The sequence below is a fragment of the Streptomyces sp. NPDC006193 genome (assembly GCF_040613915.1).
GTDB lineage: Bacteria > Actinomycetota > Actinomycetes > Streptomycetales > Streptomycetaceae > Streptomyces.
The window spans coordinates 1-22,126 of sequence record NZ_JBEXTB010000050.1 but is presented as its reverse complement, the minus strand read 5'-3'; the positions used below and the strand labels follow the sequence as shown (position 1 = coordinate 22,126).

At 74.7% G+C, this 22,126-nt stretch carries 18 protein-coding genes; 8 read left to right on the top strand and 10 right to left on the bottom strand.

Annotated elements, in window-relative coordinates; translation table 11 throughout:
• Positions 1-1,838, bottom strand: a 1,838-nt coding sequence (locus ABZ261_RS28795; protein ID WP_356864165.1) for a glycoside hydrolase family 6 protein, incomplete at its 3' end; no start/stop codon positions are given.
• Positions 1,839-1,872: 34 nt separating this feature from the next.
• The gene (locus tag ABZ261_RS28790; protein ID WP_356864163.1) at positions 1,873-3,348 is read right to left on the bottom strand and encodes a cellulose binding domain-containing protein; all 1,476 of its coding nucleotides are present in this window, start codon (positions 3,346-3,348) and stop codon (positions 1,873-1,875) included.
• A gap of 254 nt (positions 3,349-3,602) precedes the next feature.
• On the opposite strand from ABZ261_RS28790, the gene ABZ261_RS28785 reads away from it, so the two are divergent.
• Entirely contained in the window at positions 3,603-6,518 is a 2,916-nt protein-coding gene (locus ABZ261_RS28785) for a glycoside hydrolase family 48 protein (RefSeq protein ID WP_356864161.1), read from the top strand.
• 144 nt (positions 6,519-6,662) lie between these two features.
• Here the strand turns inward: ABZ261_RS28785 and ABZ261_RS28780 are convergent, their stop codons facing one another.
• Both ABZ261_RS28780 and ABZ261_RS28775 read right to left on the bottom strand, forming a co-directional pair.
• Positions 6,663-7,448, bottom strand: coding sequence for a class I SAM-dependent methyltransferase (locus ABZ261_RS28780; protein ID WP_356864169.1), 786 nt, complete (start codon positions 7,446-7,448; stop codon positions 6,663-6,665).
• A gap of 5 nt (positions 7,449-7,453) precedes the next feature.
• Positions 7,454-7,759 carry a 4a-hydroxytetrahydrobiopterin dehydratase gene (locus ABZ261_RS28775; RefSeq protein WP_356864159.1) on the bottom strand — a complete coding sequence of 102 codons (306 nt, stop codon included), beginning with the start codon at positions 7,757-7,759 and terminating at the stop codon, positions 7,454-7,456.
• 111 nt (positions 7,760-7,870) lie between these two features.
• On the opposite strand from ABZ261_RS28775, the gene ABZ261_RS28770 reads away from it, so the two are divergent.
• Complete coding sequence (locus ABZ261_RS28770) at positions 7,871-8,695, top strand: helix-turn-helix transcriptional regulator (protein WP_356864157.1); 825 nt, start codon at positions 7,871-7,873, stop codon at positions 8,693-8,695.
• A gap of 110 nt (positions 8,696-8,805) precedes the next feature.
• Positions 8,806-9,669 (top strand): helix-turn-helix transcriptional regulator, encoded by an 864-nt coding sequence (locus ABZ261_RS28765; protein WP_356864155.1) that lies wholly within the window; start codon positions 8,806-8,808, stop codon positions 9,667-9,669.
• A gap of 69 nt (positions 9,670-9,738) precedes the next feature.
• Here the strand turns inward: ABZ261_RS28765 and ABZ261_RS28760 are convergent, their stop codons facing one another.
• The 3 genes from ABZ261_RS28760 to ABZ261_RS28750 all read right to left on the bottom strand — a co-directional run bounded on the left by ABZ261_RS28760 (position 9,739) and on the right by ABZ261_RS28750 (position 13,109).
• Positions 9,739-10,164, bottom strand: a complete 426-nt coding sequence (locus ABZ261_RS28760) for an OsmC family protein (protein ID WP_356864153.1) — start codon at positions 10,162-10,164, stop codon at positions 9,739-9,741.
• A gap of 153 nt (positions 10,165-10,317) precedes the next feature.
• Positions 10,318-12,402: a phage holin family protein gene (locus tag ABZ261_RS28755; RefSeq protein ID WP_356864151.1), complete on the bottom strand. Its 2,085-nt coding sequence runs from the start codon at positions 12,400-12,402 to the stop codon at positions 10,318-10,320.
• Positions 12,403-12,677: 275 nt separating this feature from the next.
• Complete coding sequence (locus tag ABZ261_RS28750) at positions 12,678-13,109, bottom strand: hypothetical protein (protein WP_356864150.1); 432 nt, start codon at positions 13,107-13,109, stop codon at positions 12,678-12,680.
• An 84-nt stretch (positions 13,110-13,193) separates the two neighbouring features.
• Here ABZ261_RS28750 and ABZ261_RS28745 point away from each other — a divergent pair, with 84 nt between their 5' ends.
• Both ABZ261_RS28745 and ABZ261_RS28740 read left to right on the top strand, forming a co-directional pair.
• Entirely contained in the window at positions 13,194-13,967 is a 774-nt protein-coding gene (locus ABZ261_RS28745; RefSeq protein ID WP_356864167.1) for an MBL fold metallo-hydrolase, read from the top strand.
• A 17-nt stretch (positions 13,968-13,984) separates the two neighbouring features.
• On the top strand, positions 13,985-14,596 hold the full coding sequence (locus ABZ261_RS28740) for a VTT domain-containing protein (RefSeq protein ID WP_356864148.1): 612 nt from the start codon (positions 13,985-13,987) through the stop codon (positions 14,594-14,596).
• Between the two features lie 111 nt (positions 14,597-14,707).
• Here the strand turns inward: ABZ261_RS28740 and ABZ261_RS28735 are convergent, their stop codons facing one another.
• From ABZ261_RS28735 to ABZ261_RS28725, 3 genes are all read right to left on the bottom strand, one after another.
• Positions 14,708-15,778: an MBL fold metallo-hydrolase gene (locus ABZ261_RS28735; protein ID WP_356864146.1), complete on the bottom strand. Its 1,071-nt coding sequence runs from the start codon at positions 15,776-15,778 to the stop codon at positions 14,708-14,710.
• Positions 15,775-17,034, bottom strand: coding sequence for an aminotransferase class I/II-fold pyridoxal phosphate-dependent enzyme (locus ABZ261_RS28730; protein WP_356864144.1), 1,260 nt, complete (start codon positions 17,032-17,034; stop codon positions 15,775-15,777). The genes ABZ261_RS28735 and ABZ261_RS28730 overlap by 4 nt, the downstream gene beginning before the upstream one ends.
• Before the next feature lie 253 nt (positions 17,035-17,287).
• Complete coding sequence (locus tag ABZ261_RS28725) at positions 17,288-18,424, bottom strand: hypothetical protein (protein WP_356864142.1); 1,137 nt, start codon at positions 18,422-18,424, stop codon at positions 17,288-17,290.
• A gap of 339 nt (positions 18,425-18,763) precedes the next feature.
• Here ABZ261_RS28725 and ABZ261_RS28720 point away from each other — a divergent pair, with 339 nt between their 5' ends.
• From ABZ261_RS28720 to ABZ261_RS28710, 3 genes are all read left to right on the top strand, one after another.
• Complete coding sequence (locus ABZ261_RS28720) at positions 18,764-20,560, top strand: thiamine pyrophosphate-requiring protein (RefSeq protein WP_356864140.1); 1,797 nt, start codon at positions 18,764-18,766, stop codon at positions 20,558-20,560.
• A gap of 359 nt (positions 20,561-20,919) precedes the next feature.
• Entirely contained in the window at positions 20,920-21,297 is a 378-nt protein-coding gene (locus ABZ261_RS28715; RefSeq protein ID WP_356864138.1) for a DUF2795 domain-containing protein, read from the top strand.
• A gap of 192 nt (positions 21,298-21,489) precedes the next feature.
• Positions 21,490-22,032 (top strand): type 1 glutamine amidotransferase domain-containing protein, encoded by a 543-nt coding sequence (locus ABZ261_RS28710; protein ID WP_356864136.1) that lies wholly within the window; start codon positions 21,490-21,492, stop codon positions 22,030-22,032.
• Positions 22,033-22,126 lie beyond the last annotated feature (94 nt).

Sequence of the window (22,126 nt, the reverse complement as noted above, 5' to 3'; positions counted from 1 at the left end):
GCCGCTCCCCGCGTTCGGCCTCGCCCGAGTCCAGGAGCACACCGCCGAGCCGGGCGCGGAGCACGGCGACCTGGGCGCGGGCGCCGAGCCGCTCGCCAGTGCCCGGCCAGCGGCGCGTTCGGCAGCGCGCCCGTGGGGTTGTTGCCGTTGCGGGCGTTGCCTCCGTAGGTGGGGTCGCACATCCGGTCGAAGCCCTTGCCCTCGTCGTTGTCGATGGCGGAGCTGGCCCCGTCCGACTCCCCCGGGGGCTTCACCCACACGTAGGCGTCGATCCCGGCCGCGGGCGCCGCGGTCGGCCGTTCGCCGAGGCCGGCGCCGCTCTGGTTGCACCAGTTGCCGGCGTGGAGGCGCCGGTCCGTGCGGCTGCCGTTGACGTAGTCGTCGACGGAGGTCTGCGGCCCGGGCTTGGTGGGCCGTGCGGAGCCGCCCCAGCCGTTGCGCGAGGTGTCGATCAGCATGCCGAGGTTGCTGTTGAAGCCGGCCCCGACGAGCTTGTCCCGCAGCGCCTGCGCGTAGGACTGCTCGTCCACGTACTGGTTCCAGTCGACCCACTTCGACTGGCGGACGGTCTGCCCGTTGACGCTGTCGGTGACCTTGAAGTAGGGCTCCTTGGTGGCGCTGTAGTTGGCGGTGTTGACGATGAAGCCCGTCACGTCGTTCACGCTCGCGCCGTTGGTGGTGGCGACCTTGTAGAACTCCTGGACGGTGGGCCCGAGGTTGGAGTCCCAGCCGAGCCAGGCGTGGTGGCCGGCGTCGATGTAGTTGTAGACGTTCGGGATGGCGCCCAGCTTGTCGAGGGCGTAGCTGACGCCCTTCTCGTAGTTGCCGTTGGCCTTCATGGTCGCGCAGGCGTCGGTGCTGCCGGCTGTGCCGCCCGCGTTGGTGACCAGGTTGGGCAGCGAGTCGGGTTCGATGACGGTGGCGATGCGCAGGCCCGCGTACTTGGCGTCGGAGAGGATCGACGCGATCGGGTCGATGTACTGGGTCTTGTACTTGTCGATGTCGTTCGGCCCGAGCTCGCCGTTGGAGGCGAGGGCGGAGCAGTCGCGGCCGGGCAGGTCGTAGATGACCAGCTGGACGACGAGCTCGCCGGAGCCCTTCTGCTTCAGCGCCTCGTCCAGGTGGGCGCGCAGGCCCATCCCGCCGTTCACGCCGTTGATGGCGGCGATCCGGTCGAGCCACACGGCGGTCGGCTGGTTGGCGATGCGGCTGCCGCCCGGCTCGGCGGCGGCGTGCGCCGACCACTCCGGGTTCACGTAGCCCTTGGCTCCGCTGTAGGGGTTGTCGACGCGGCCGCCCCCGCCGCCCCCGCCGTCTCCGCCGCCCGTGCCGCCGCCGGTGTCTCCACCGGTGCCGCCGCCCGTGCCGCCGCCGGTACCGCCGCCGGTGCCGCCGCCGGTGCCGCCGCTGCCGTCGTCCACGTTGCAGGTGACACCGTCGAGCGTGAACGTGGCGGGGACGGAGTTGGTGCCGCTGAAGGTGCCGTTGAAGCCGAAGCTGACGGTGCCGCCGGTGGCGAGCGCCCCGTTGTAGCTCTCGTTGGCGGCGGTGACCGCGGTGCCGCTCTGGCTGATCCGCACGTTCCAGCCGCTGGTGACCTTCTGGTTGCCGCCGTACGACCACTTCAGCGACCAACTCGACTTGGCGGGACCGTTGTTGGTGATGGTCACGGCCGCGGTGAAGCCGGTGTCCCACTGGCTCTGGATGGTGTAGCCGACGGTGCAGGGCACGGCGGCCGCGGTGGCCGCGGAGCCGGCCGGGAGGGCGGCGAACGCGGTGCCGGTGGCTCCGGCGAGCAGCGCCAGGGCCGCGAACAGTGACATTCGGGTACGACTCATGGGTGCGGGTTCCTTCTTCCGTCGAGGGTGGGGCTTACGGGTTGAGGGCGCGCAGGTGGTCGCGCAGTCCGGCGCCGTACGCGGTGGGCGTGCCGTCGTAGGCGGAGATGAGGGACGGCCCGGACGAGCAGTCCCAGGTGTTCCAGGTCCAGCCCAGGTAGGACAGGTTCCGGTCGTCGAACCACTTCATGACCCGGTCGACGAAGCCGTGGGAGCAGGTGTTCTCGCCCATCTCGCCGGCGACCAGCGGCACCTGTGCGGCGACCGGGGCGAGGGTGGAGTCCCAGCAGCTCTCGGCCGCGCACGCGTTGAAGTTGTAGACGTGGTAGGCGGCGGCGAGATTGCCGGCCGGGTCGGTGGGCCGGTACGTCAGCCACCGGCTCAGGTCGTTGGAGTACGCCAGCCCGCCGGCCAGGACGACGTTCTCGGCTCCGGCGCCCCGCACCGCGTCGACGAGGTCCTGCATGCCGGCGACCTCGTACGGGATGCCGGGGCAGGCGCCGCCGTCCCGCCAGCACGTCCAGGCGTCCGTCGCGCTGGCGGTCGCCCGGTCCGGGTACGGCTCGTTGAACAGGTCGAACACGGCGGCCCGGTCGCCTTTGAAGGTGCTCGCGACCGACGCCCAGAACGACGGGGAGTACTGCATGTCGGGCATCGGCTTCTGGCAGGTGGCGTGCACGTCGGAGCAGCCGGCCGAGTTCCCGGTGTACTGGCCGTGGGACCAGTGCAGTTCGAGGACCGGGGTCATGCCGTGCGCCTCGACGCGGGCCACCAGGTCCTTCACGGCGTCGATGTAGTGCGCGCCCGCGTACTCGGGTTCGATGTGGGGCAGTCCCAGCCAGCACTCCTCGTTGAGCGGGATGCGGACCGTGCCCGCCTTCCAGTCGGCGATCGCCTTGACGGCCGCGTCGTCCACGGGTCCGTCCCAGATGCCGCGCCCCTGCACGCACATGAATTCGCCGCCGGACCGGTTGACGCCGAGCAGCCGGCGTGTCCTGCCGTCGGCGTCGACGAGCTTGCCGCCGGACACGTGCAGGGCGGGTGCGGCGCCGCCGGAGGGGGGTGGTGTCGTGGGCGGCGGGGTCGTCGGTCCGGACTCCGTGTTGCAGGTGGTGCCGTTCAGCTTGAACACCGCGGGCGCGGGGTTGCTCCCGGACCAGGAGGCGAGGAATCCGGCGCTGACGCTCGCGTCGGTGCCGAGCGCGCCGTTCCATGCCTCGCCGGCCGCGGTCACGGTGGCGCCGGACTGGGACCACTTGGCGTTCCAGCCCTGGGTGACCTCCTGGCCGCCGGCGAAGTCGAAGGTGAGCCGCCAGCCGCTCAGCGCGGCCTGGTGGTTGGTCACCTTCACCGATCCCTGGAAGCCGCCGTCCCACTGGCCGGTGACGGTGTACTCCACCGTGCAGGCGGGCGTGGCTCCCCGGGCCGCCACCACCGGGACGATCACGCTCGCGACGAGCGCGGCCGCCCCGGCGGTGGCTAAAAGTACTGAACGCGGGGGGTGTCGCATGAGCGACTCCTTGCAGCTTGGCGCGCGGTGACAGGCGCGTCGACTGAATGGAATCGCTCCCACTGGTGCGAAGGAAGGTAGCGCCTGCCGGAGCGGATGCCCAGGGGGCCGCCCGAGTTTTCTCCGATCGCCCGGTCGAATCTTTTCGACCTTTCCGGCACCTTGACCACCCTGTGCGGCATCCCCACTATGGGAGCGCTCCCACTGGTTCAAGCCTTGACTCCCCCCAGTCGTACGCAAGGAGGAACCAGCACATGGATCCCGGACGAAAGAGCAGAGCCGCGCGGCGGTTGTGGACAGCGGTGGCCGCCGTGTTCGCCCTGCCGCTGTCGATGCTGGCCACCGGCGCCCCGGCCGCGCACGCGGCCTCCGTGCAGTGCAGCGTCGACTACAAGACGAACGACTGGGGGTCCGGCTTCACCGCCGACCTCACCCTCACCAATCGCGGCACCGACGCCATCGACGGCTGGACCCTGACGTACGCCTACACGGGCAACCAGAAGCTGGCCAACGGCTGGAACGGCGTCTGGTCGCAGTCCGGCCAGACGGTCACCGTGAAGAACGCCTCGCACAACGGCACGGTCGCCGCGGGCGCCGCCGTCACCACCGGCGCCCAGTTCACCTACAGCGGCTCCAATGCCGCCCCGGCCTCCTTCACGGTCAACGGCACCGTCTGCACCGGCGCCCACCAGCCGCCAGTGACCGTGCTGACCAGCCCGAGCGCCGGGGCCGTGTACACGCAGGGCGAGGCGGTGCCGCTCGCGGCGACCGCGGCGGCGGCCGACAGGGCGACGATCAGCAAGGTGGAGTTCTACGACGACACCACCCTGCTGGGCACGGACACCAGCGCGCCCTACGCGCTCTCCGTCTCCACTCTGACCGCGGGCAGCCATTCCCTGGTGGCCAAGGCGTACGACAGCCTGGGCGCGTCCGCCGCGTCCACCCCGGTCGGCATCACCGTGGCCTCCGGGCCCGCCGTGGTCGCCTCCCCCGCGCAACTGGGCGTCCAGCAGGGCAAGTCGGGCACCTTCTCCGTGAAGCTGTCGACGCAGCCGAGCGGGAACGTGACGGTGAGCACGGCCCGCACGGCCGGCAACACGGGCCTGTCCGTGACGGCCGGCGCGTCGCTGACCTTCACCCCGTCGAACTGGAACACCGCGCAGACGGTGACCGTCACGGCGGACTCCTCCGGCACCGGCAGCGCGACCTTCACGGCGTCGGCCACCGGTCACACCAAGGCGACCGTCACGGTCACGGAGCTGCCCGCGTCGAAGGCGTACGACGCCCGCTTCCTGGAGCTGTACGGGAAGATCACCAACCCGGCGAACGGCTACTTCTCCCCCGAGGGCATCCCGTACCACTCGGTGGAGACGCTGATCGTCGAGGCCCCGGACCACGGCCACGAGACCACGTCCGAGGCGTACAGCTACCTGCTGTGGCTGCAGGCGATGTACGGCAAGGTCACCGGTGACTGGTCGAAGTTCAACGGCGCCTGGGAGATCATGGAGAAGTACATGATCCCCACGCACGCCGACCAGCCGACGAACTCCTTCTACAACGCCTCCAAGCCGGCGACGTACGCGCCCGAGCACGACACCCCGGACGAGTACCCGGCCAAGCTGGACTCGTCGGTGTCCGTCGGCCCGGACCCGATCGCCGGTGAGCTGAAGTCGGCCTACGGCACGGACGACGTCTACGGCATGCACTGGATCCAGGACGTCGACAACGTCTACGGCTACGGCAACGAACCCGGCAGGTGCGAGGCCGGTCCGACGGCCACCGGACCGTCGTACATCAACACCTTCCAGCGGGGCCCGCAGGAGTCCGTCTGGGAGACGGTCCCGCAGCCGACCTGCGACGCCTTCAAGTACGGCGGCAGGAACGGCTATCTGGACCTGTTCACCGGCGACTCCTCCTACGCCAAGCAGTGGAAGTACACCGACGCCCCGGACGCGGACTCACGCGCGGTGCAGGCCGCGTACTGGGCCGACGTGTGGGCGAAGGCGCAGGGCAAGGGCGGTGAGGTGTCCGCCACGGTCGCCAAGGCCGCGAAGATGGGCGACTACCTGCGGTATGCGATGTACGACAAGTACTTCAAGAAGATCGGCAACTGCGCGGGGGCCTCGTCCTGCCCCGCCGGCACCGGCAAGGACGCCTCGCACTACCTGCTGTCCTGGTACTACGCCTGGGGCGGCGCCACCGACACCAACGCCGGCTGGGCCTGGCGCATCGGCTCCAGCCACGTCCACGGCGGCTACCAGAACCCCCTCGCCGCCTACGCCCTGAGCTCCAACGCCGACCTGAAGCCCAAGTCGGCGACCGGCGCGGCCGACTGGGGCAAGTCGCTGCAGCGGCAACTGGAGTTCTACCGGTGGCTGCAGTCGTCCGAGGGCGCGATCGCGGGCGGCGCGACCAACAGCTGGCAGGGCCGGTACGCGACCCCGCCGGCCGGCACGTCCACCTTCTACGGCATGTACTACGACTGGCAGCCCGTCTACCACGACCCGCCCTCCAACCAGTGGTTCGGGTTCCAGGCCTGGTCGATGGAGCGGGTCGCCGAGTACTACCAGCAGACCGGGAACACCACGGCCGGGGCGATCCTCGACAAGTGGGTGAAGTGGGCGCTGTCCAAGACCACGGTCAACCCGGACGGCACCTACCGCATCCCCTCCACCCTCCAGTGGTCCGGGCAGCCCGACACCTGGAACGCGTCGAGTCCCGGCTCCAACAACGCCCTGCACGTCACCGTCGCCGACTACACCGACGACGTGGGCGTGGCCGCCGCGTACGCCAAGACCCTGACGTACTACGCGGCCCGGTCCGGTGACGCGACCGCCGCGTCCACGGCGAAGGCGCTGCTGGACGGCATGTGGACGCACCACCAGGACGCCCTCGGCATCGCCGTGCCGGAGACCCGCAGCGACTACAGCCGGTTCGGCGACAGCGTGTACGTGCCGAACGGCTGGACCGGCACCATGCCGAACGGCGACGCGATCAACAGCTCGTCCACGTTCGCCTCGCTCCGGTCCTTCTACAAGAGCGACCCGAACTGGTCGAAGGTCGAGGCCTACCTCAAGGGCGGCGCCGCGCCCGTCTTCACGTACCACCGCTTCTGGGCCCAGGCGGACATCGCCCTGGCCATGGGCTCGTACGCGGAGCTCCTCGAATAGTCCCCGCCGGCGCTCCGCGTGCACGGCCCCGTCACCAGGCGGCGGGGCCACCGGGCCGGGCGGCCCCCCACCAGGGGCCGCCCGGTCCGCGCGTGCTCGGCCGGGTACGCGCCCGCGCGCCGCGGCGCGCGGACCGGCGGTCCGTCAGGCGCCGCCGTCCGCGGGCGCGTCGCCGGGCCCTTCGCCGGCCGCCGGTTTGCGGAACGCCCGCAGGCTGAAGCGCGGGTCGGGGCGGGGGCGGTCCTGGTCCGGGAGCCGGGCCAGGCGGGCGGCGAACTCCTCGGTGCGCGGCTCACCCGGCGGCAGCAGGGTGAACCAGCCGCGGCGCAGGTCGGCGATGGTGCGGCGGGGGCTGCGGCCCTGCCCGGCGCCGCGGAACGAGCCCTGGCCGGCGGGCCGGAGCCCGGCCCGGACGGCGTGGGCGGTCACGGCCGCGGCGGCGTCGGCGGCGGGGCGCCGCGGACGCGGTGCGAGGACGGCGTCGATGTCGCTGCCGACGTCGTGCGCGGCGGCCTTGTCGACGGTGGTGACGTACACCCCGCCGGGCCGCAGCACGCGCGCGCACTCGGCGACGACCGCCCGGAGGTCCTCGGGGTCGTCCAGCAGGTGCAGCAGCCAGACGGTGGTGACGGCGTCGAAGCCGCCGTCGCGGAAGGGCAGCCGGCGGCTGTCGGCCCGGACGATCGCGCCGGGCAGCCGGGCGGCGGCCCTGCGGACCATCGCCGGGGTGAGGTCGGCGCCGGTCACCCGCAGCCCGGGGCGGGCGGCGGCGAGCCGCCGGGTGACGATCCCCGTGCCGCAGGCGACGTCGAGCAGCCGGCCCGCCCCACCGGGTATGAGCCCGAGGACCGCCTCGGCGGCCGCCGCGGCGCGGGCCTCGCCGCCCCGCAGGGCGTCGTATCCCTCGGCTTCCTTCTCGTAGTCGAGCACGTCGCTCACTGCGCCCCGTGGGCCGCGGCGACGGACTCCACCCGGCGGGCGAGGCGGAAGTCCCGCTCGGTGATCACGCCGCCCGCGCTGTGGGTGTGCACGCCGAGGGAGACGGTGTCGTAGCCGAGGGTGAGGTCGGAGTGGTGGTCCAGCTCGTCCTGGACCGCGGCGACCGCCATGACCAGCGCCGCCGCCGCGAAGTGCGAGCCGAGCCGGTAGGAGCGGGTGAGCCGGTCGCCGTCGGCCGACCAGCCGGGCAGTTCGGCGAGCCGGTCCTCGATCTCCTTCTGCGACAGCGGTCCGACGGGCATGCCAGGCTCCCTTCGACGATGCGGTGCGTGCGTCCCGCAGGGGAGCATGCCCTCCCGGACGGAGCCCGATACGGGTTCGGCGCGCCCGGTGGCCTCGACTAGGGTCGCGGTATGACGATCGTCGCGTCCGGTCCGGCCGCCTCCCCCGCCGCGGGCAAGGGAGTCGGCCCGCTGCTGCGGGCCTGGCGGGAGCGGCGCCGGGTCTCCCAGCTGGAGCTGGCGCTGCGTGCCGACTCCTCCGCCCGGCACATCAGTTTCATCGAGACCGGCCGGTCCCGGCCGAGCGAGGAGATGGTGCTGCGCCTGGCCGAGCGGCTGGAGGTGCCGGTGCGGGAGCGCAACGCGCTGCTGCTGGCGGCCGGTTACGCCCCCCGCTACGCGCAGACCCCGCTCGACGACCCGGCGCTGGACGCGCTGCGGGACGGCATCGAACGCCTCATCCGGGGCTACGAGCCCTACCCGGCGCTGGTGGTGGACGCCGGCTACACGGTCGTGGCCGCGAACCGGGGCGTCGCCATGCTGCTGGAGGGCGTGCCGGAGAGGCTGATGGCCCCGGCGCCGAACGCGATGCGGCTGACGCTGCACCCGGAGGGGATGGCGCCGCGCATCCGGAACCTGGCGCAGTGGCGCGGGCACCTGCTGGCGCAGATGGAGCGGGAGATCGCCCTGCACCGCTCGGACCGGCTCCGCGCCCTGTACGAGGAGGTGGCGGCCTACCCGGTTCCCGAGGAGCCGCCCGGCGCCGGACCCGCCGAGCCCGTGCCGTACTTCGCGCTGCCGCTGCGCGTCGAACACGGCGGCCGCGTCCTGTCGTTCGTGTCCTCGATCTCCACGTTCAACACGCCGATGGACGTCACGGTCGCCGAACTCGCCATCGAGACGTTCCTGCCGGCGGACCGGGCGACCGCCGAGTACCTGCACGCGACGGCCGGCTGAGCCTCCCCGCGCCGACCGCGCCCGAGCCGTCGCCTCGGGCAGGTGTGCGAAACGGCTCCGCGTGACAGACTGCTGCCCGCGTTACTCGGGCGCACAGGGGAGGGCGTGGCGTGAGTGAGCGGCGGGCAGCGCCCACCGTGGGCCAGGTGGTCCTCGGCAAGCGGTTGCAGGAGTTGCGGGAGGCGGCCGGGCTCGGCCGCGAGGAGGCCGCCCGTATCCTCAGGGTGGCGTCGGCGACCGTGCGGCGGATGGAGATGGCCGAGGTCGCGCTGAAGATCCCCTACGTGCAGGTGCTGCTGTCCGCGTACGGGGTCGCCGAGGAGGAGGCCGGCCTGTTCGTGCGGCTGGCGGAGGAGGCGAACGCGCCGGGCTGGTGGCAGCGCTTCCACGACGTGCTGCCGGACTGGTTCAGCCTGTACGTCAGCCTGGAGGGCGCCGCCCGGCTCATCCGCTCCTACGAGCCGCACTTCGTGCCCGGCCTGCTGCAGACCGAGGACTATGCGCGGGCGGTGCTGGAGTCCGGCACGATCGGGCAGACCTCCCCGGAGTCGATCGAGCGGCATGTGTCGCTGCGCATGGAGCGGCAGCGGCTGCTGGAGCGGGACGACCCGCCCCACCTGTGGGTGATCATGGACGAGACGGTGCTCAGGCGCCCGGTGAGCATGCGGCCCGAGGTGATGCGCGACCAGCTGGACCGGCTCCTGGAGTACGCCGCGCGGGACCGGGTCACCCTGCAGATCGCCGAGTTCGCGGCGGGCCCGCATCCGGGGACGTACGCGCCGTTCACGCTGTTCCGGTTCGCCGAGCCGGAACTGCCGGACATGGTGTACACCGAGTACCTGACGGGCGCGCTGTACCTGGACTCCCGCCGGGAGGTCGCCGCGCACCTGGAGGTGCTGGACCACATGACGGCCCGGTCCGCGTCGGCACGGCGCACAAGGGCGCTCCTGCTGGAGCGGCGCGAAGCCCTCTGATCCCGCCCTCGCGGGCACGGCGGTGCCGCGCCCCGGGCGGGGGCGCGGCACCGCCGGCAGGCGCGGAAGTCAGGCCAGTTCGGCCGTCAGGGTGATGGTCGTGCCGGCCAGGGCCTGGCTGACCGGGCAGTTCTTCTTGGCGTCCTCGGCGGCCGAGGCGAAGCCCTGCGCGTCCACGCCGGGCACCTCGCCGCGCACGGTGAGGTGGATGCCGGTGATGCCCTCGCCCGGCTGGAAGGTGACGTCGGCCTTGGTCTCCAGCCGGGTGGGCGGGGTGCCGGCGCCGGCCAGGGCGTGCGAGAGGGCCATGGAGAAGCAGCTGGAGTGGGCGGCGGCGATCAGCTCCTCGGGGCTGGTCCTGCCGTTCGCCTGCTCGGCGCGCGAGGGCCACGACACCGGCTGCTGGCCGATGCCGGAGGAGTCGAAGGTGACGACGCCGTTGCCCTCGAGCAGGTTGCCTTCCCAGACGGTGTGCGCGGTGCGCGTGGTTGCCACGATGGTTCCTTTCGCGAGTGTCGCGGGTGCGGGTTTCCCCGTACCCCTATCCGATCACATCCCGGCTCGTCCCACGCTCACAACCGGCCCGCGCGGCAGGACCGGAGGCGGTCTTCCGGCTCGCCGCGCCCGGCGGTCCGGGGCGCCGCCGGCTCAGGCCGCCCGCTCCTCGCGCGCGGCGGCGAGCGGCGCCCTCAGTCCGTCCAGCTCCCGGAGCCAGCGGCGCAGGATGCGGTGCACGTGCTCCGCGCCCTCCGGTTCCCCGCCGTCCGCCGTCGGTGCGGACAGGTCCAGCGGCGACAGCAGGAACGGGCGGGACTGGGCGCCGCCGAGACCGCCGTGGGAGCCGATCTGCTCCTCGAAGGCGAGGACCTCGCCGTCGGCGGGGTCGTACGCGGAGTTCACCATGATGTCCGCGGTGTGCGGGAAGGCGTGGGCGCGGCGTACGGCCCCGGCGGCGCCGGGACCGAAGCGGGCCAGCGGGCCGGGCGCGTCGTCGAGCTGGGCCAGCGGGATCTCGGCGCCGCCAGCGCCCAGCACCACGCCGTCGTGCGCCTCGCTGCGCACCAGCAGGAAGCCGATGCCGGGGTGGTTGGCGAGGGTGGTGAGCAGGGCGGGGTGGCGGGCGTCGATCTCCTCCCTGGTCATGCGGTGCGGGACGTCCGGGAAGGAGACCAGGCCCAGGTTGCCGGAGGCGAGCACGACCGGTTCCCGGGCGCGGGAGGGGCGGTGGCGCTCGCCGCGCTCCTCCTCCGGCCGGCGCAGTGCGGCGCGGACGGCGGCGCGGGCCTCGGCGCCGCTGCGGGTGCGTTCGGCGCGGCGCGGGACGGGCAGTCCGCAGCCGGCCCGGACGAGGTCGTCGAGGGTGAGGCCGTAGCGGGCGCGGAACGTTTCGCCGGGGCTCTGCCCGTGGTCGGAGAGGACGACGATCCGGTAGGGCCGCGGGGCGTGCTCGGCGACGCGTTCGATGAGGGCGAGGGACCGGTCGAGGCGCTGCAGGACCTTCTCGGCGTCGCGGCTGCGCGGGCCGGAGTGGTGGGCGACCTCGTCGTAGGCGACCAGGTCGGCGTAGACGACGGTGCGCCCGGCGAGCATGTCGCCCAGCACGGCGGCGACGACGACGTCCCGCTCGACGACGGTGGCGAAGGCGCGGACGAACGGGTACAGGCCGCCCCGGCCGACGCGCGGGCGCTGCCCGCGGACGCGGGCGCGGGTGGACTCGCCGATCTCGCGGGCCACCTCGGCGGCGAACGACAGGGCGGTGCGCACGGCGCTCGCGGGGTCGGAGAAGTAGGCGAAGTAGCCGGCGCGGGAGCGGTTCTCGCGGCCCCGGCGGCGGGCGGCGATCGACAGGACGAGGGCCTGTTCGCCGGCGCCGCCGCTGAACAAGTTGCCGCGGCTGGCGCCGTCGGCGCTGAGCAGCCCGCCGTCGCCGGTGCGCTCGATCGCCCGGCGCTGCAGCTCGGCGGCGCTGGTCGGCCGGTTGCAGACCATCACCTCGCCCCGGTCCTTCTCGTACCAGCGGAAGGCCGGCACGTCGAAGGCGCTGCCGTGCAGGATGCCGAGCTGGCTGGCGCCGGTCTGGCTGGACCAGTCGGTGCGCCAGGCGGTGAGGCGGTGGGTGGGCCGGGTGCCGTCGCCGGCGGCCAGCCAGCGGGCGACCGTCGGCATCAGGCCCCCGCGGACCGCGTCCGTGAGGACGTCGTGCCCGACGCCGTCGAGCTGGACGCAGAGCAGGCCGGGGGCGGTGGGGCAGGGCGGGCGGGTGCGGCGGCCGCGGGTGGCGAGGCGGTGCAGGCGGCGCCGGTAGGCCTCGTCGTCGCGTACGGCGAGGGCGGCGCCGGTGGCGGAGGCGACGGCGGACATCACGGCGGCGACGATCACGGCGGTCTCGGGGGCGGCCTCGCTGCGGCCGGAGGGATCGACGTGCAGGGCGAGCAGCAGCAGGGAGCCGTTGAGGAAGAAGACGAGCAGGCCGAGGACGAGGGCGGGCACCAGCAGCAGCAGCCGGACCAGGAGCGGCCACACGACGGCCGAGAGCAGCCCGAAGGCGCCCGCGCCCCAGGCGGCGGCCAGTCCTGTGCGGGTGGCGCTGTCCCCGTCGGGTGACTGGAGCCGGAAGTCGGGCAGGAGGGCGGCGAGGATCAGCAGGGTGACCGTGGACACCGCCCACACGGTGACGCTCCGTCCGATCTGGCGGGCGATCCGCCGCCACCGCACACCTCGTAGGCCCTGCACGCCCCGCACCCCTCACCATCCCGGCCCGCTCGACCCGCGGGCCCGCTCCACCTTGTCACACGGCACGGGAGGAGCGGGGGGCCGCCGGGGGCCGCAACGGGTCGCCGGGTCCGGCGGCTGCGGCTCGCGGCACCTGCCGGCCGGCCGAGCGGGCAGGCACGAGCGGCCCCGATGGGAGCGGGGCAGGCACCCGTGAGGAGGGCACGAGCGGAGCGGCCAATGCGGGGAGGGCACGAGCGGAGCCGGCGAGGGCGGGGGCGGTCCGGACGACGGGCCTAGCGGCCGTCGTACCCGGCCGTCGGCATGGACAGGCGCCGGTGCACCCGGGCCTTCATCTGCGCGTCGTAGGACGGCTCGGCCCGCCCCACCGTCTCCACGCGCACGCCCCGACGGGCGCACTCGGCGGTGAACTCCTCCACCGACGACAGGGCCCGGCGCAGGACGCGGAGGCTGGGGGCGACGAACAGGTCCACGCCGGGACGGACCCCGTCCCAGAGCGCCCCGTGGTCGAACCGCAGGCCGCCGACGAGCAGCTCCCGGGTGACCGTGTAACCGTGCTCGGCCGCCCAGCGGGCGCACATGGCGTGCTGGCTGCGGGAGTCCACGAGGAAGGGCTCGGCCTCCAGCTCCTCCAGGGGTGTGAGGCTCGCGATCGCGGTGACCCGCACGGTCGTGAACGCGCCGAAGGCACCCCGCACCTGTCCCATGGCCGCCCCCTCACCTCCGGGTTTCGCCGCCGACCCTACTCCTGCCCGTAGGCTTCGGGGAGTCGCGTGAAGGAGGCGGAAGAGGTGCCGGTGGAGATCACCTGGTGGGGCCACGCCACCTGCACGGTGGAGGACGCGCACACACGGGTGCTGACCGATCCCCTGTTCGCCCGCCGGCTGGCGCATCTGCGCCGGCGCCGGGGCGCGGTGCCGCCCGCGGAGGCCCGGCGCGCGGACGTGGTGCTCGTGTCCCACCTGCACGCCGACCACCTCCATCTGCCCTCGCTGGCCGGCCTCGGGCGGGGCACCCGCCTGCTCGTGCCCCGGGGCGCGCCACGGGCGGTACCGGGTCTGCGCCGGCTGCGGGGGCTGCGGGTCACGGAGGTGGCGCCCGGGGACGAGGTGCGGGTCGGCGAGCTGCTGGTGCGGGTGGTGCCCGCGCTGCACGACGGGCGGCGGCTGCCGGTGGGGCCGCAGCGCGCCCCCGCGCTGGGGTACGTCGTCGAGGGTGAGGCGCGGACGTACTTCGCCGGTGACACCGGGCTGTTCGACGCGATGGCCGAGCGGGTGGGGCCGGTGGACGTGGCGCTGCTGCCGGTGGGCGGCTGGGGGCCGTACCTCGGGGAGGGGCACCTGGACGCGGCGCGGGCGGCCGCCGCGCTGGCCCGGCTGGCGCCGCGGGCGGCGGTGCCGGTGCACTACGGGACGTACTGGCCCATCGGCATGGACGCGGTGCGCCCGCACGAGTTCCACGCCCCGGGCGACGAGTTCGTGCGGCTGGCGGCGGTGACCGCGCCGCAGGTGGCGGTGCACCGGCTGGGGCACGGGGAGAGTGTGCGGCTGGAGGTCGCCCGGTGAGGTGGGCGGCCTCCGCCGTGACGCTCGCCGCCGCCCCGGCCTCGGCCGTGCTGCCCGAGTCGGCACAGCAGGCCGTCGGGTATCCGTCGCTGTTCCTGCTGGTGCTGATCGGGGCGCTGGTGCCGGTGGTGCCGACCGGGGCGCTGGTGAGTTCGGCGGCGGTCGTGGCGTTCCACCGGACGGCGCCGTTCTCGCTGGCGCTGGTGTTCGTGACGGCGTCGCTGGCCGCGTTCCTCGGCGATGCGACGCTGTACTGGCTGGGGCGGCGCGGGACGCGGTCGAAGAACGGGTCGCGCTGGCTGGCGGCGATCCGGTCGCGGGCGCCGGAGGAGCGGCTGGAGCAGGCGCGCGGGAAGCTGGCCGGGCACGGAGTGGCCGTGCTGGTGCTGTCGCGGCTGGTGCCCGCCGGCCGCATACCGGTGATGCTGGCGTGCCTGCTGGCCGAGTGGCCGTTGCGCAGGTTCGCGCGGGGCAATCTGCCCGCCTGTCTGGCCTGGGCGGTGACGTATCAGGTGATCGGGATCCTGGGCGGGTCGTTGTTCCCCGAACCGTGGCAGGGCGTGGTGGCGGCGGTCGCGCTGACCGTGGTGGTCAGCGCGGCGCCGGGCGTGGTCCGGCGGTTCCGGTAGGGGGGCGGGGCTCCCGCGGGAGGGGCCCGGCCGGCCCGGCGGAACCCCTGCCGGGGCACCGGCCGGGAGCGTCCGGGCGCGCGGGTGGCGGCGTCCGGTGCTCCGCCGCCCTCACCGGGGGTCCGGGTCCAGCAGCCTCGAACCGCCCACCGGAAGGTCCCACAGGTCCTCGCGGTCCAGGCCCGCCTTCTGCCACGCCGCCCGCACCCGGGTGAGCGGTTCCATCACGGGTTCGGCGGAGAGGACGAACGTGCCCCAGTGCATGGGGGCCATCCGTCGGGCGCCCAGGTCCAGGGTGGCCCGGACGGCTTCCTCCGGGTCGCAGTGGACGTCGCTGAGCCACCATCGCGGGTCGTAGGCGCCGATGGGCATCAGGGCGAGGTCGATGCCGGGGTAGCGGCTGCCGATGCGGGAGAACCAGTGGCCGTAACCGGTGTCGCCGGCGAAGTAGAGGCGCCGGCCGTCGGGGGCGGTGAGGACCCAGCCGCCCCAGAGGCTGTGGCAGGTGTCGGTGAGGGTGCGCTTGGACCAGTGGTGGGCGGGGACGAAGTCGAAGCGCACGCCGGACAGTTCGGCGGCCTCCCACCAGTCCAGCTCGGTGACGCAGGTGAACCGGCGCCGCCGGAACCAGCGGCCGAGGCCCGCGGGCGCGAACACCGGTGTCTCGGGCGGGAGCCGGCGCAGGGTCGGGGCGTCCAGGTGGTCGTAGTGGTTGTGGCTGATGACGACGGCGTCGATGCGGGGCAGGGCGTCCCACGGCACGCCGACGGGGGTGATGCGGGCCGGGGTGCCGAGGATGCGGCGCGACCAGACGGGGTCGGTGAGGACGGTGAGCCCGCCGATGCGGACGATCCAGCTCGCGTGTCCCGCCCAGGTGACGGCGAGGGTGCGGGAGTCGACGCGGGGCAGCGGGGCCGGTTCGTAGGGGAGCCGGGGGATGTCGGCGAGGCCCGCGCGGTCGGGGCGTACGGAGCCCTCGCGGGCGAAGCGGGCCATGGCCTTGAGACCGGGCAGGGGCGCGGTGAGCCGGTCGTGGAACGTGCGGGGCCACACCCGGTGTTCGCCCAGCGGGCGGGGCGCGGCCGGCGGCGGGAAAGGGGGCGCGACGGGGGCCGGGGTGTCGGGTTCGCCGGTGGCCGTGGTCGTCGCGGCCGGGCCGGGCTCGTGCGTCTGCTGCGTCATCGAGGAGGCTCCCATCGCCGAGCGTCGTCGCGGAGGTCGGCGAGGACCGACCTCAGGGACATCAACGCGCGTTGCAGGTGTGGCAGTTCCAACGGCTCGGGGGCCGTGAGGCATTCCGTGCGCTCCTCGTCCGCGCCGCCCATCAGCGGTCCGGTGGCGAGCCGTACGCGCAGCTCCCCGAGGTCGTCGCCGAAGCGGTGGCCGCCGGGCACCGGCGTGCCGAGCCGGGCGGTCAGGAGGTCCTCCAGTTCCTGTGCGTCGCCGACGCCCTGTGCGGCGAGCGGTTCGCGCAGCGAGCCGAGGTCGGCGTACAGGTGGCGGCCGGCCTGCGGCGGGCGCGCGAGCCCGCCGGCGGCGGTCACCTCCCGGTGGACGGCGGCGGCGACGCGCGCGTGCAGCCGTACGGCGGCCTCGCGGCGTTCCACGACCGGAGCGGGCTCGTCCAGGGCGTAGCCGGCGGCTGCGGCGACCGGCGCGGCGATGCGGGCGCCGAGCGCGGTGAGGATGTCGAGCACCCGCGCGTGCAGGCGTGCTCCGGTGTCCGTGGCCGGGAAGCGGGCGACGGCGGCGGGCCAGCCGGGCGGCAGCAGCGCGCCCGCCAGGTCGGTGACGACGGTGACCTCGCCGGGCAGCATCTCGGCGGGGCTGAGCAGGACGGTCCCGTGCGGGTCGTGCACGGTGTCGCGCCAGGTCTCGTCGCTGACCAGGTGCAGCCCCTCGGCGGTGGCGGCCTCGACGGTCTCGTGCAGCAGTTCGGGCGGGGTGACGGTGGCGGTCGGGTCGTCGGCGACGGACAGCACCAGCAGCCGCGGGTCGCCGCCCTCCGCGCGCACCCGGCGCACGGTCTCCAGCAGGGCGTACGGGTCGGGGACGCCGCCGCTCTCGGGCGGCGTGGGCACCGGGAACGCGGGCCGGCCCAGGAGCCGGGCGTACGGGGCCCACCAGGCGGCGCAGGGGCGGGGCACGAGCACGTCGGCGCCGTCGCCGGCGAGCGCGGCGGTGAGGGCGAGCAGCAGGGCGGGGGCGCCGGGTGCGGCGGCCACCCGGTCGGGGACGCTGGGCAGTCCGCGCCGGGTCCAGTAGCCGCAGGCCGCCTCCAGCAGGGCGGGGGCGCCGCCGACGGGCTGGGCGTCGGCGCGGCTCGCGGCGGCGGAGAGCACGGCGGCGAGTTCGGGGAGGACGGGCAGGCCGTCGCCGGGCAGGGGCGGGCCGTAGCGGACGGGGCCGTGGCCCTCGCCGGGGTCCGTCCGCCGCATGTCCGCCTCCCCGCAGTCCGTGGTGCAGTCCGTGGTGCCGTCGTGCCGCCCGTCCGGGCCGTGCCGTCCTGACCTGATGGGATGTGCCCGGCCCGCGGGGCGTCCCGCCGGGGTGCTCTCCTCGCTGCTCCGTGTCCCCGTCGCGCCGGTGCGCGGCGGCCGTGTCCGGTGTCCGTGGGTGTGGCGCCGGTGCTCTCGTCAGGGTGTGTACCCGCCCGGCGGCCCGCCAAGGGTGGTGCGGGAGTTGCCCAGGTCACATCCGGGTGGGCCGGTCCCCCGCGGGGCGCCTGCGTCCCCAGAGCCGGTGGACCGCTCCCGCGCAGGCGGCGGTGATGAAGGCGGCACCGGCGGCGAGCGCCGGGACCGAGCCGCCGAGGCTTCCCCCGTCGCCCGCCTCCACCCCGCGCTGGACGGTGGCCGGGGCGCAGCCGCCGTCGTGGGGCTCCCGGCAGGCGGGGCGGCCGCCGTCCGGGCAGGAATCGCCGTGCGAGCCGGCGCACCGGTGGCCGTCGCCCGCGCAGGGCGCGCTCCCGGCGCACTCCTGCCCGTCGTGCTCGCCGGGATCCTTGCCGGTGTCCCTGCCGGTGTCCCTGCCGGGCACTCCGGCGGGTTCCCTGCCGGGCTCCTTGCCGGGTGCGTCGCCGGCCTGCTGACCCGGCTCCTTGCCGGGCTGCCTGTCAGGCTCCTTGCCGGATTCCTCGCCGGGCTGCTCGTCGGGATCCTCGCCGGGCCCGTGGCACTGCCGGCCCTCGCGGCAGCGCGCGTCCTCCCGGCAGGGCTCGCCCTCGCCGCATGCCGCGCCGTCGTCGCACGGTGTGCCGCCCTGGCAGGCGGGCCCGGCGTCCCGGCACTCGAGGGGGTCGCCGCACGGGTCGTCGCCGCCGCCGTCGGCGTCGCGGGTGCCGGCGTCGGCCGTGCTCCATGGTCCGGCCGCGTCGCCGGGGGCGCTGGGACACCCGCCGTCGCCGGTCCGGGCGGCTTCCTCGCCGGCTCCCTCGCCGAGTTCCTCGCCGGCGCCCCCGGAGCCGCCCGGGGGGCCGTCCCCGAGGCCGCCGCCGGGATCACCCGCGACCTCGTCGCCGACGGCCTCGTCGCCCGCGGCCTCGTCGCCGGTGGCCGCGGGGGCGGTGACCCGGCGGGCGGGCCCGGCCGGGGCGGCGACCCGGCGTATGCGCACGGTGCCGTCCGCGAAGGCCGGTGGGGCGGCGTCGAGGGTCTGCGGCACCGACCCGGTCGGGCCGTCGCAGGACGCCGGGGCGGTGACGGGACCGGGCGGCTCGGAGCCCGGGCCGGCCAGGACGGAGCGGGCCGCAAGGGCGGTGGGCGCGGTCAGGGCGAGCGCGGCGCCGGCGGCGAGGGCGACGGACAGGGCGCGGGCGGTGCGGCGCATGGGAGGGGCTCCTCGGCTCGCGGCGGGCGGGGCGGTCGGTGTACGCCGGTGCACCGGTACGGCGGCGACGCCGTGCGGCGCCCGGGCACGGGGCACGGGGCGTGCCCCCGCTGCCATCACAGCCCGTGCGGTGCCGTGCCGCGCGCGGCCGGAGCCCGTTCGCGGGACACGCTCCGCCGTGCGGGTGACAGCCCGCGGCCGGGCCCGCGTCGCCGTCCCCCGCGGTCCCCCGCCGCGCGAGGTTTTCGGGTCCCGGCTCAGGTCACTCGGTAGCCGCTGACCGGACCGTCCGCTCCGCACCGCACCGCACCGCACCGCACCGCACCGGGAGGTCTCTCCATGAGCACCAAGGTCTCGGACCACATCCTCGAGCGCCTGCGCGCCTGGGGCGTGGAGGAGGTCTTCGGCTATCCGGGCGACGGCATCAACGGGCTGCTCGCCGCCTGGGGCCGCGCCGGGGACCGGCCGCGCTTCGTCCAGTCCCGGCACGAGGAGATGTCCGCCTTCGAGGCCGTCGGGTACGCCAAGTTCAGCGGCCGTGTCGGCGTGTGCGCGGCGACCTCGGGACCCGGCGCGATCCACCTGCTCAACGGGCTGTACGACGCCAAGCTGGACCATGTGCCGGTGCTGGCGATCGTCGGCCAGACCGACCGGAGCGCGATGGGCGGCTCCTACCAGCAGGAGGTCGACCTGCACGCCCTGTACAAGGACGTCGCCTCGGAGTTCGTGGAGACGGTGACGGTGCCCGAGCAGCTGCCCAACGTGCTGGACCGGGCGATCCGCACCGCGTACGCCCGGCGCTGCCCGACCGCGCTGATCGTCCCCGGGGACGTGCAGGAGCTCGACTACTCGCCGCCCACGCACGCGTTCAAGATGGTGCCTTCCAGCCTGGGCATGAGCGACTGCACGGCGGTCCCGACCGACGAGGCGCTGCGGCGGGCGGCGGACGTGCTGAACGAGGGCGACAAGGTCGCCGTCCTGATCGGGCAGGGCGCGGCGGGCGCGGTCGCGGAGGTGCAGGAGATCGCCGAACTGCTCGGCGCCGGGGTGGCCAAGGCGCTGCTCGGCAAGGACGTGCTGAGCGACGAACTGCCGTACGTGACCGGGCCGATCGGGCTGCTGGGGAGCCGGGCGTCGTACGAGATGATGCGGGACTGCGACACGCTGCTGACGATCGGTTCGTCGTTCCCGTACACGCAGTTCCTGCCGGAGTTCGGCGCGGCGCGCGGGGTGCAGATCGACATCGACCCGCACATGATCGGCATGCGTTATCCGTACGAGGTGAACCTGGTCGGCGACGCCCGGGAGACGCTGCGCCGGCTGATCCCGCTGCTGGAGCGGGACCGCGGCGGGCGCGAGTGGTACGACACGGTGTGCGCGAACGTGCGCCGCTGGCACGAGACGATGGAGCGGCGGGCCGCCCAGTCGGCCGACCCGATCAACCCCGAGTACGTGGCCCGGGCGCTGGATCCGCTGCTGCCGGACGACGTGATCCTCACCGCGGACTCCGGTTCGGTCGCGAACTGGTACGCGCGGCACATCACGATGCGGCCGGGCATGCGCGGTTCGCTGTCGGGGACGCTGGCGACGATGGGGCCGGGCGTGCCGTACGCGATCGGGGCGAAGTTCGCGCATCCCGACCGGCCGGTGGTGGCCCTGGTGGGGGACGGCGCGATGCAGATGAACGGCCTGGCGGAGATGATCACGGCGGCGAAGTACCGGGACCGCTGGTCGGATCCGCGGCTGGTGGTGGGCGTGTGGAACAACCAGGACCTGAACCAGGTGACATGGGAGATGCGGGCGATGGAGGGCGCCCCGTCGTTCCTGCCGTCGCAGTCGCTGCCGGACGTGCAGTACGCGGCGTTCGCCCGTTCGCTCGGCCTGACCGGCATCCGGGTGGAGAAGCCCGAGGACGTGGAGGCGGGCTGGCGGGCGGCCCTGGCGGCCGACGGGCCCGCGGTCGTCGAGTTCCTCACCGACCCCGCCGTGCCGCCGGTGCCGCCGCACGCCACCTGGGAGCAGATGGAGGCGACGGCCAAGTCGATCCTCAAGGGCGACGCGGACCGGGGTGCGATGGTCAAGCAGGGGCTGAAGGCGAAGGTCCAGGAGTTCCTGCCGGGCCGGAGCAGGCAGTAGCCGTACGCGGAGCAGGCAGTAGCCGTACGGCCGGGCCGCTCGCCGGCGCCGGTGTCCCCGCCGTCGCGGCCGGGTCCGCGCCGGTCGCCGCCGCGGCCGCCGCCCGTGGCGCCTCCTGATGTGCCAAGCCCTCGCCCGGCGCGGGCCGTTACGCGGCGGCCCGTCCGGGTACGCGTCTGCGCACGGACCGGAACAGCGCGCCGGCCGGCGCTCGCGGGGGCGCGCAGAGGAGTCCGGTTCCCGGGTCGCGGCCTCGGCGGCCGCACTCTTTCCCACCGCCCGGCGGCGCGGCGGGTTTCCGGTGTCGGACCGCCGGCACCGGGTACGCGGTGCGGACCTTCGACCCTCTGGAGGGAGACATGCAGCGAGGCAGCGACCGGCTGAGCGTCCACCGGGACGACGAGATGAAGAACGAGCTGAAGGGTCTGCTCCGCTCCGGGCACCCGACGCGCGTGGACGAGTGGCACGACCCGGAACCCGCCGCGGACGACGACCCGGAGGTATGGAGCGGCCCGGTGGGCGGCCTGGGCTCCCCGGCGGCGGTGGAACGGATCCGGCTGGAGCTGGCCCGGCACCTGAACCGGCACGCCTTCCCCGCGAAGCCGGGCGAGGTGGCCCGGGCGCTGCGCCGGAGCAACGCGCCCGGCGGGCTGGTCGACGCGGTCGCCGGGCTGCCGCGCGAGAACCGGTACGCGAACGTGCAGCGGCTGGCCGAGGCGCTGGCGGGCCGCGCATGAGCCCGCGCCGGACGGCCGGGACCGGCATCCGCCGCCGGGCCGCCGGGCGGGTGCCGGTGACGCGCTCGGCGCCCGCGTGCCGCTGCCGCACAGCGGGGAACCGGGGCGCGCCCGACGGGCGGTCCTGGCTCGCAGGAGGCGTGCCCGCGCCCACCGGACCGTACCGCGAAGAGTGAAAGGACAGTGAGGATCATGCGTATCGCTTTTCTGGTGGCACCCGAGGGCGTCGAGCAGGTCGAGCTGACCGAGCCGTGGCAGGCGGCCTCCGGCGCCGGGCACCAGCCGGTGCTGGTGTCGACCGAGCCCGGGAAGATCCAGGCGTTCAACCATCTGGACAAGGCGGACACCTTCCCCGTGGACGAGGTGGTGGGCGAGACGTCGGCGGAGTCGTTCGGCGCGCTGGTGCTGCCGGGCGGGGTCGCCAACCCGGACTTCCTGCGGATGGACGAGAAGGCCGTCGCGTTCGTGCGGGACTTCTTCGAGCGCGGCCGCCCGGTGGCCGCGATCTGTCACGCCCCGTGGACGCTGGTGGAGGCGGACGTCGTCCGCGGCCGGGTGCTGACGTCCTGGCCCAGCCTGGCGACGGACATCCGCAACGCCGGCGGCACCTGGGTGGACGAGCAGGTCAAGATCTGCGACCACGGCTCCAACCAGCTGGTGACCAGCCGCAAGCCGGACGACCTGAAGGCGTTCTGCGACGCCCTCCTGCACGTGTGCGCCGGAGAGGCCGGCTGACCGGACGCGGCCGGCTCAGCCCGCCAGTCCCAACTCCCGCGCGATGAGCATGCGCTGGACCTCGCTCGTGCCCTCGCCGATCTCCAGGATCTTC

Excerpts from the sequence above, each read along its gene's own strand:
- ABZ261_RS28720 (WP_356864140.1), top strand. The coding sequence starts at position 18,764 with ATGAGCACCAAGGTCTCGGACCACATCCTCGAGCGCCTGCGCGCCTGG.
- ABZ261_RS28770 (WP_356864157.1), top strand. The coding sequence starts at position 7,871 with ATGACGATCGTCGCGTCCGGTCCGGCCGCCTCCCCCGCCGCGGGCAAG.
- ABZ261_RS28735 (WP_356864146.1), bottom strand. The coding sequence starts at position 15,778 with ATGACGCAGCAGACGCACGAGCCCGGCCCGGCCGCGACGACCACGGCC.
- ABZ261_RS28785 (WP_356864161.1), top strand. The coding sequence starts at position 3,603 with ATGGATCCCGGACGAAAGAGCAGAGCCGCGCGGCGGTTGTGGACAGCG.
- ABZ261_RS28710 (WP_356864136.1), top strand. The coding sequence starts at position 21,490 with ATGCGTATCGCTTTTCTGGTGGCACCCGAGGGCGTCGAGCAGGTCGAG.
- ABZ261_RS28725 (WP_356864142.1), bottom strand. The coding sequence starts at position 18,424 with ATGCGCCGCACCGCCCGCGCCCTGTCCGTCGCCCTCGCCGCCGGCGCC.
- ABZ261_RS28730 (WP_356864144.1), bottom strand. The coding sequence starts at position 17,034 with ATGCGGCGGACGGACCCCGGCGAGGGCCACGGCCCCGTCCGCTACGGC.
- ABZ261_RS28775 (WP_356864159.1), bottom strand. The coding sequence starts at position 7,759 with ATGCCCGTCGGACCGCTGTCGCAGAAGGAGATCGAGGACCGGCTCGCC.
- ABZ261_RS28750 (WP_356864150.1), bottom strand. The coding sequence starts at position 13,109 with ATGGGACAGGTGCGGGGTGCCTTCGGCGCGTTCACGACCGTGCGGGTC.
- ABZ261_RS28790 (WP_356864163.1), bottom strand. The coding sequence starts at position 3,348 with ATGCGACACCCCCCGCGTTCAGTACTTTTAGCCACCGCCGGGGCGGCC.
- ABZ261_RS28715 (WP_356864138.1), top strand. The coding sequence starts at position 20,920 with ATGCAGCGAGGCAGCGACCGGCTGAGCGTCCACCGGGACGACGAGATG.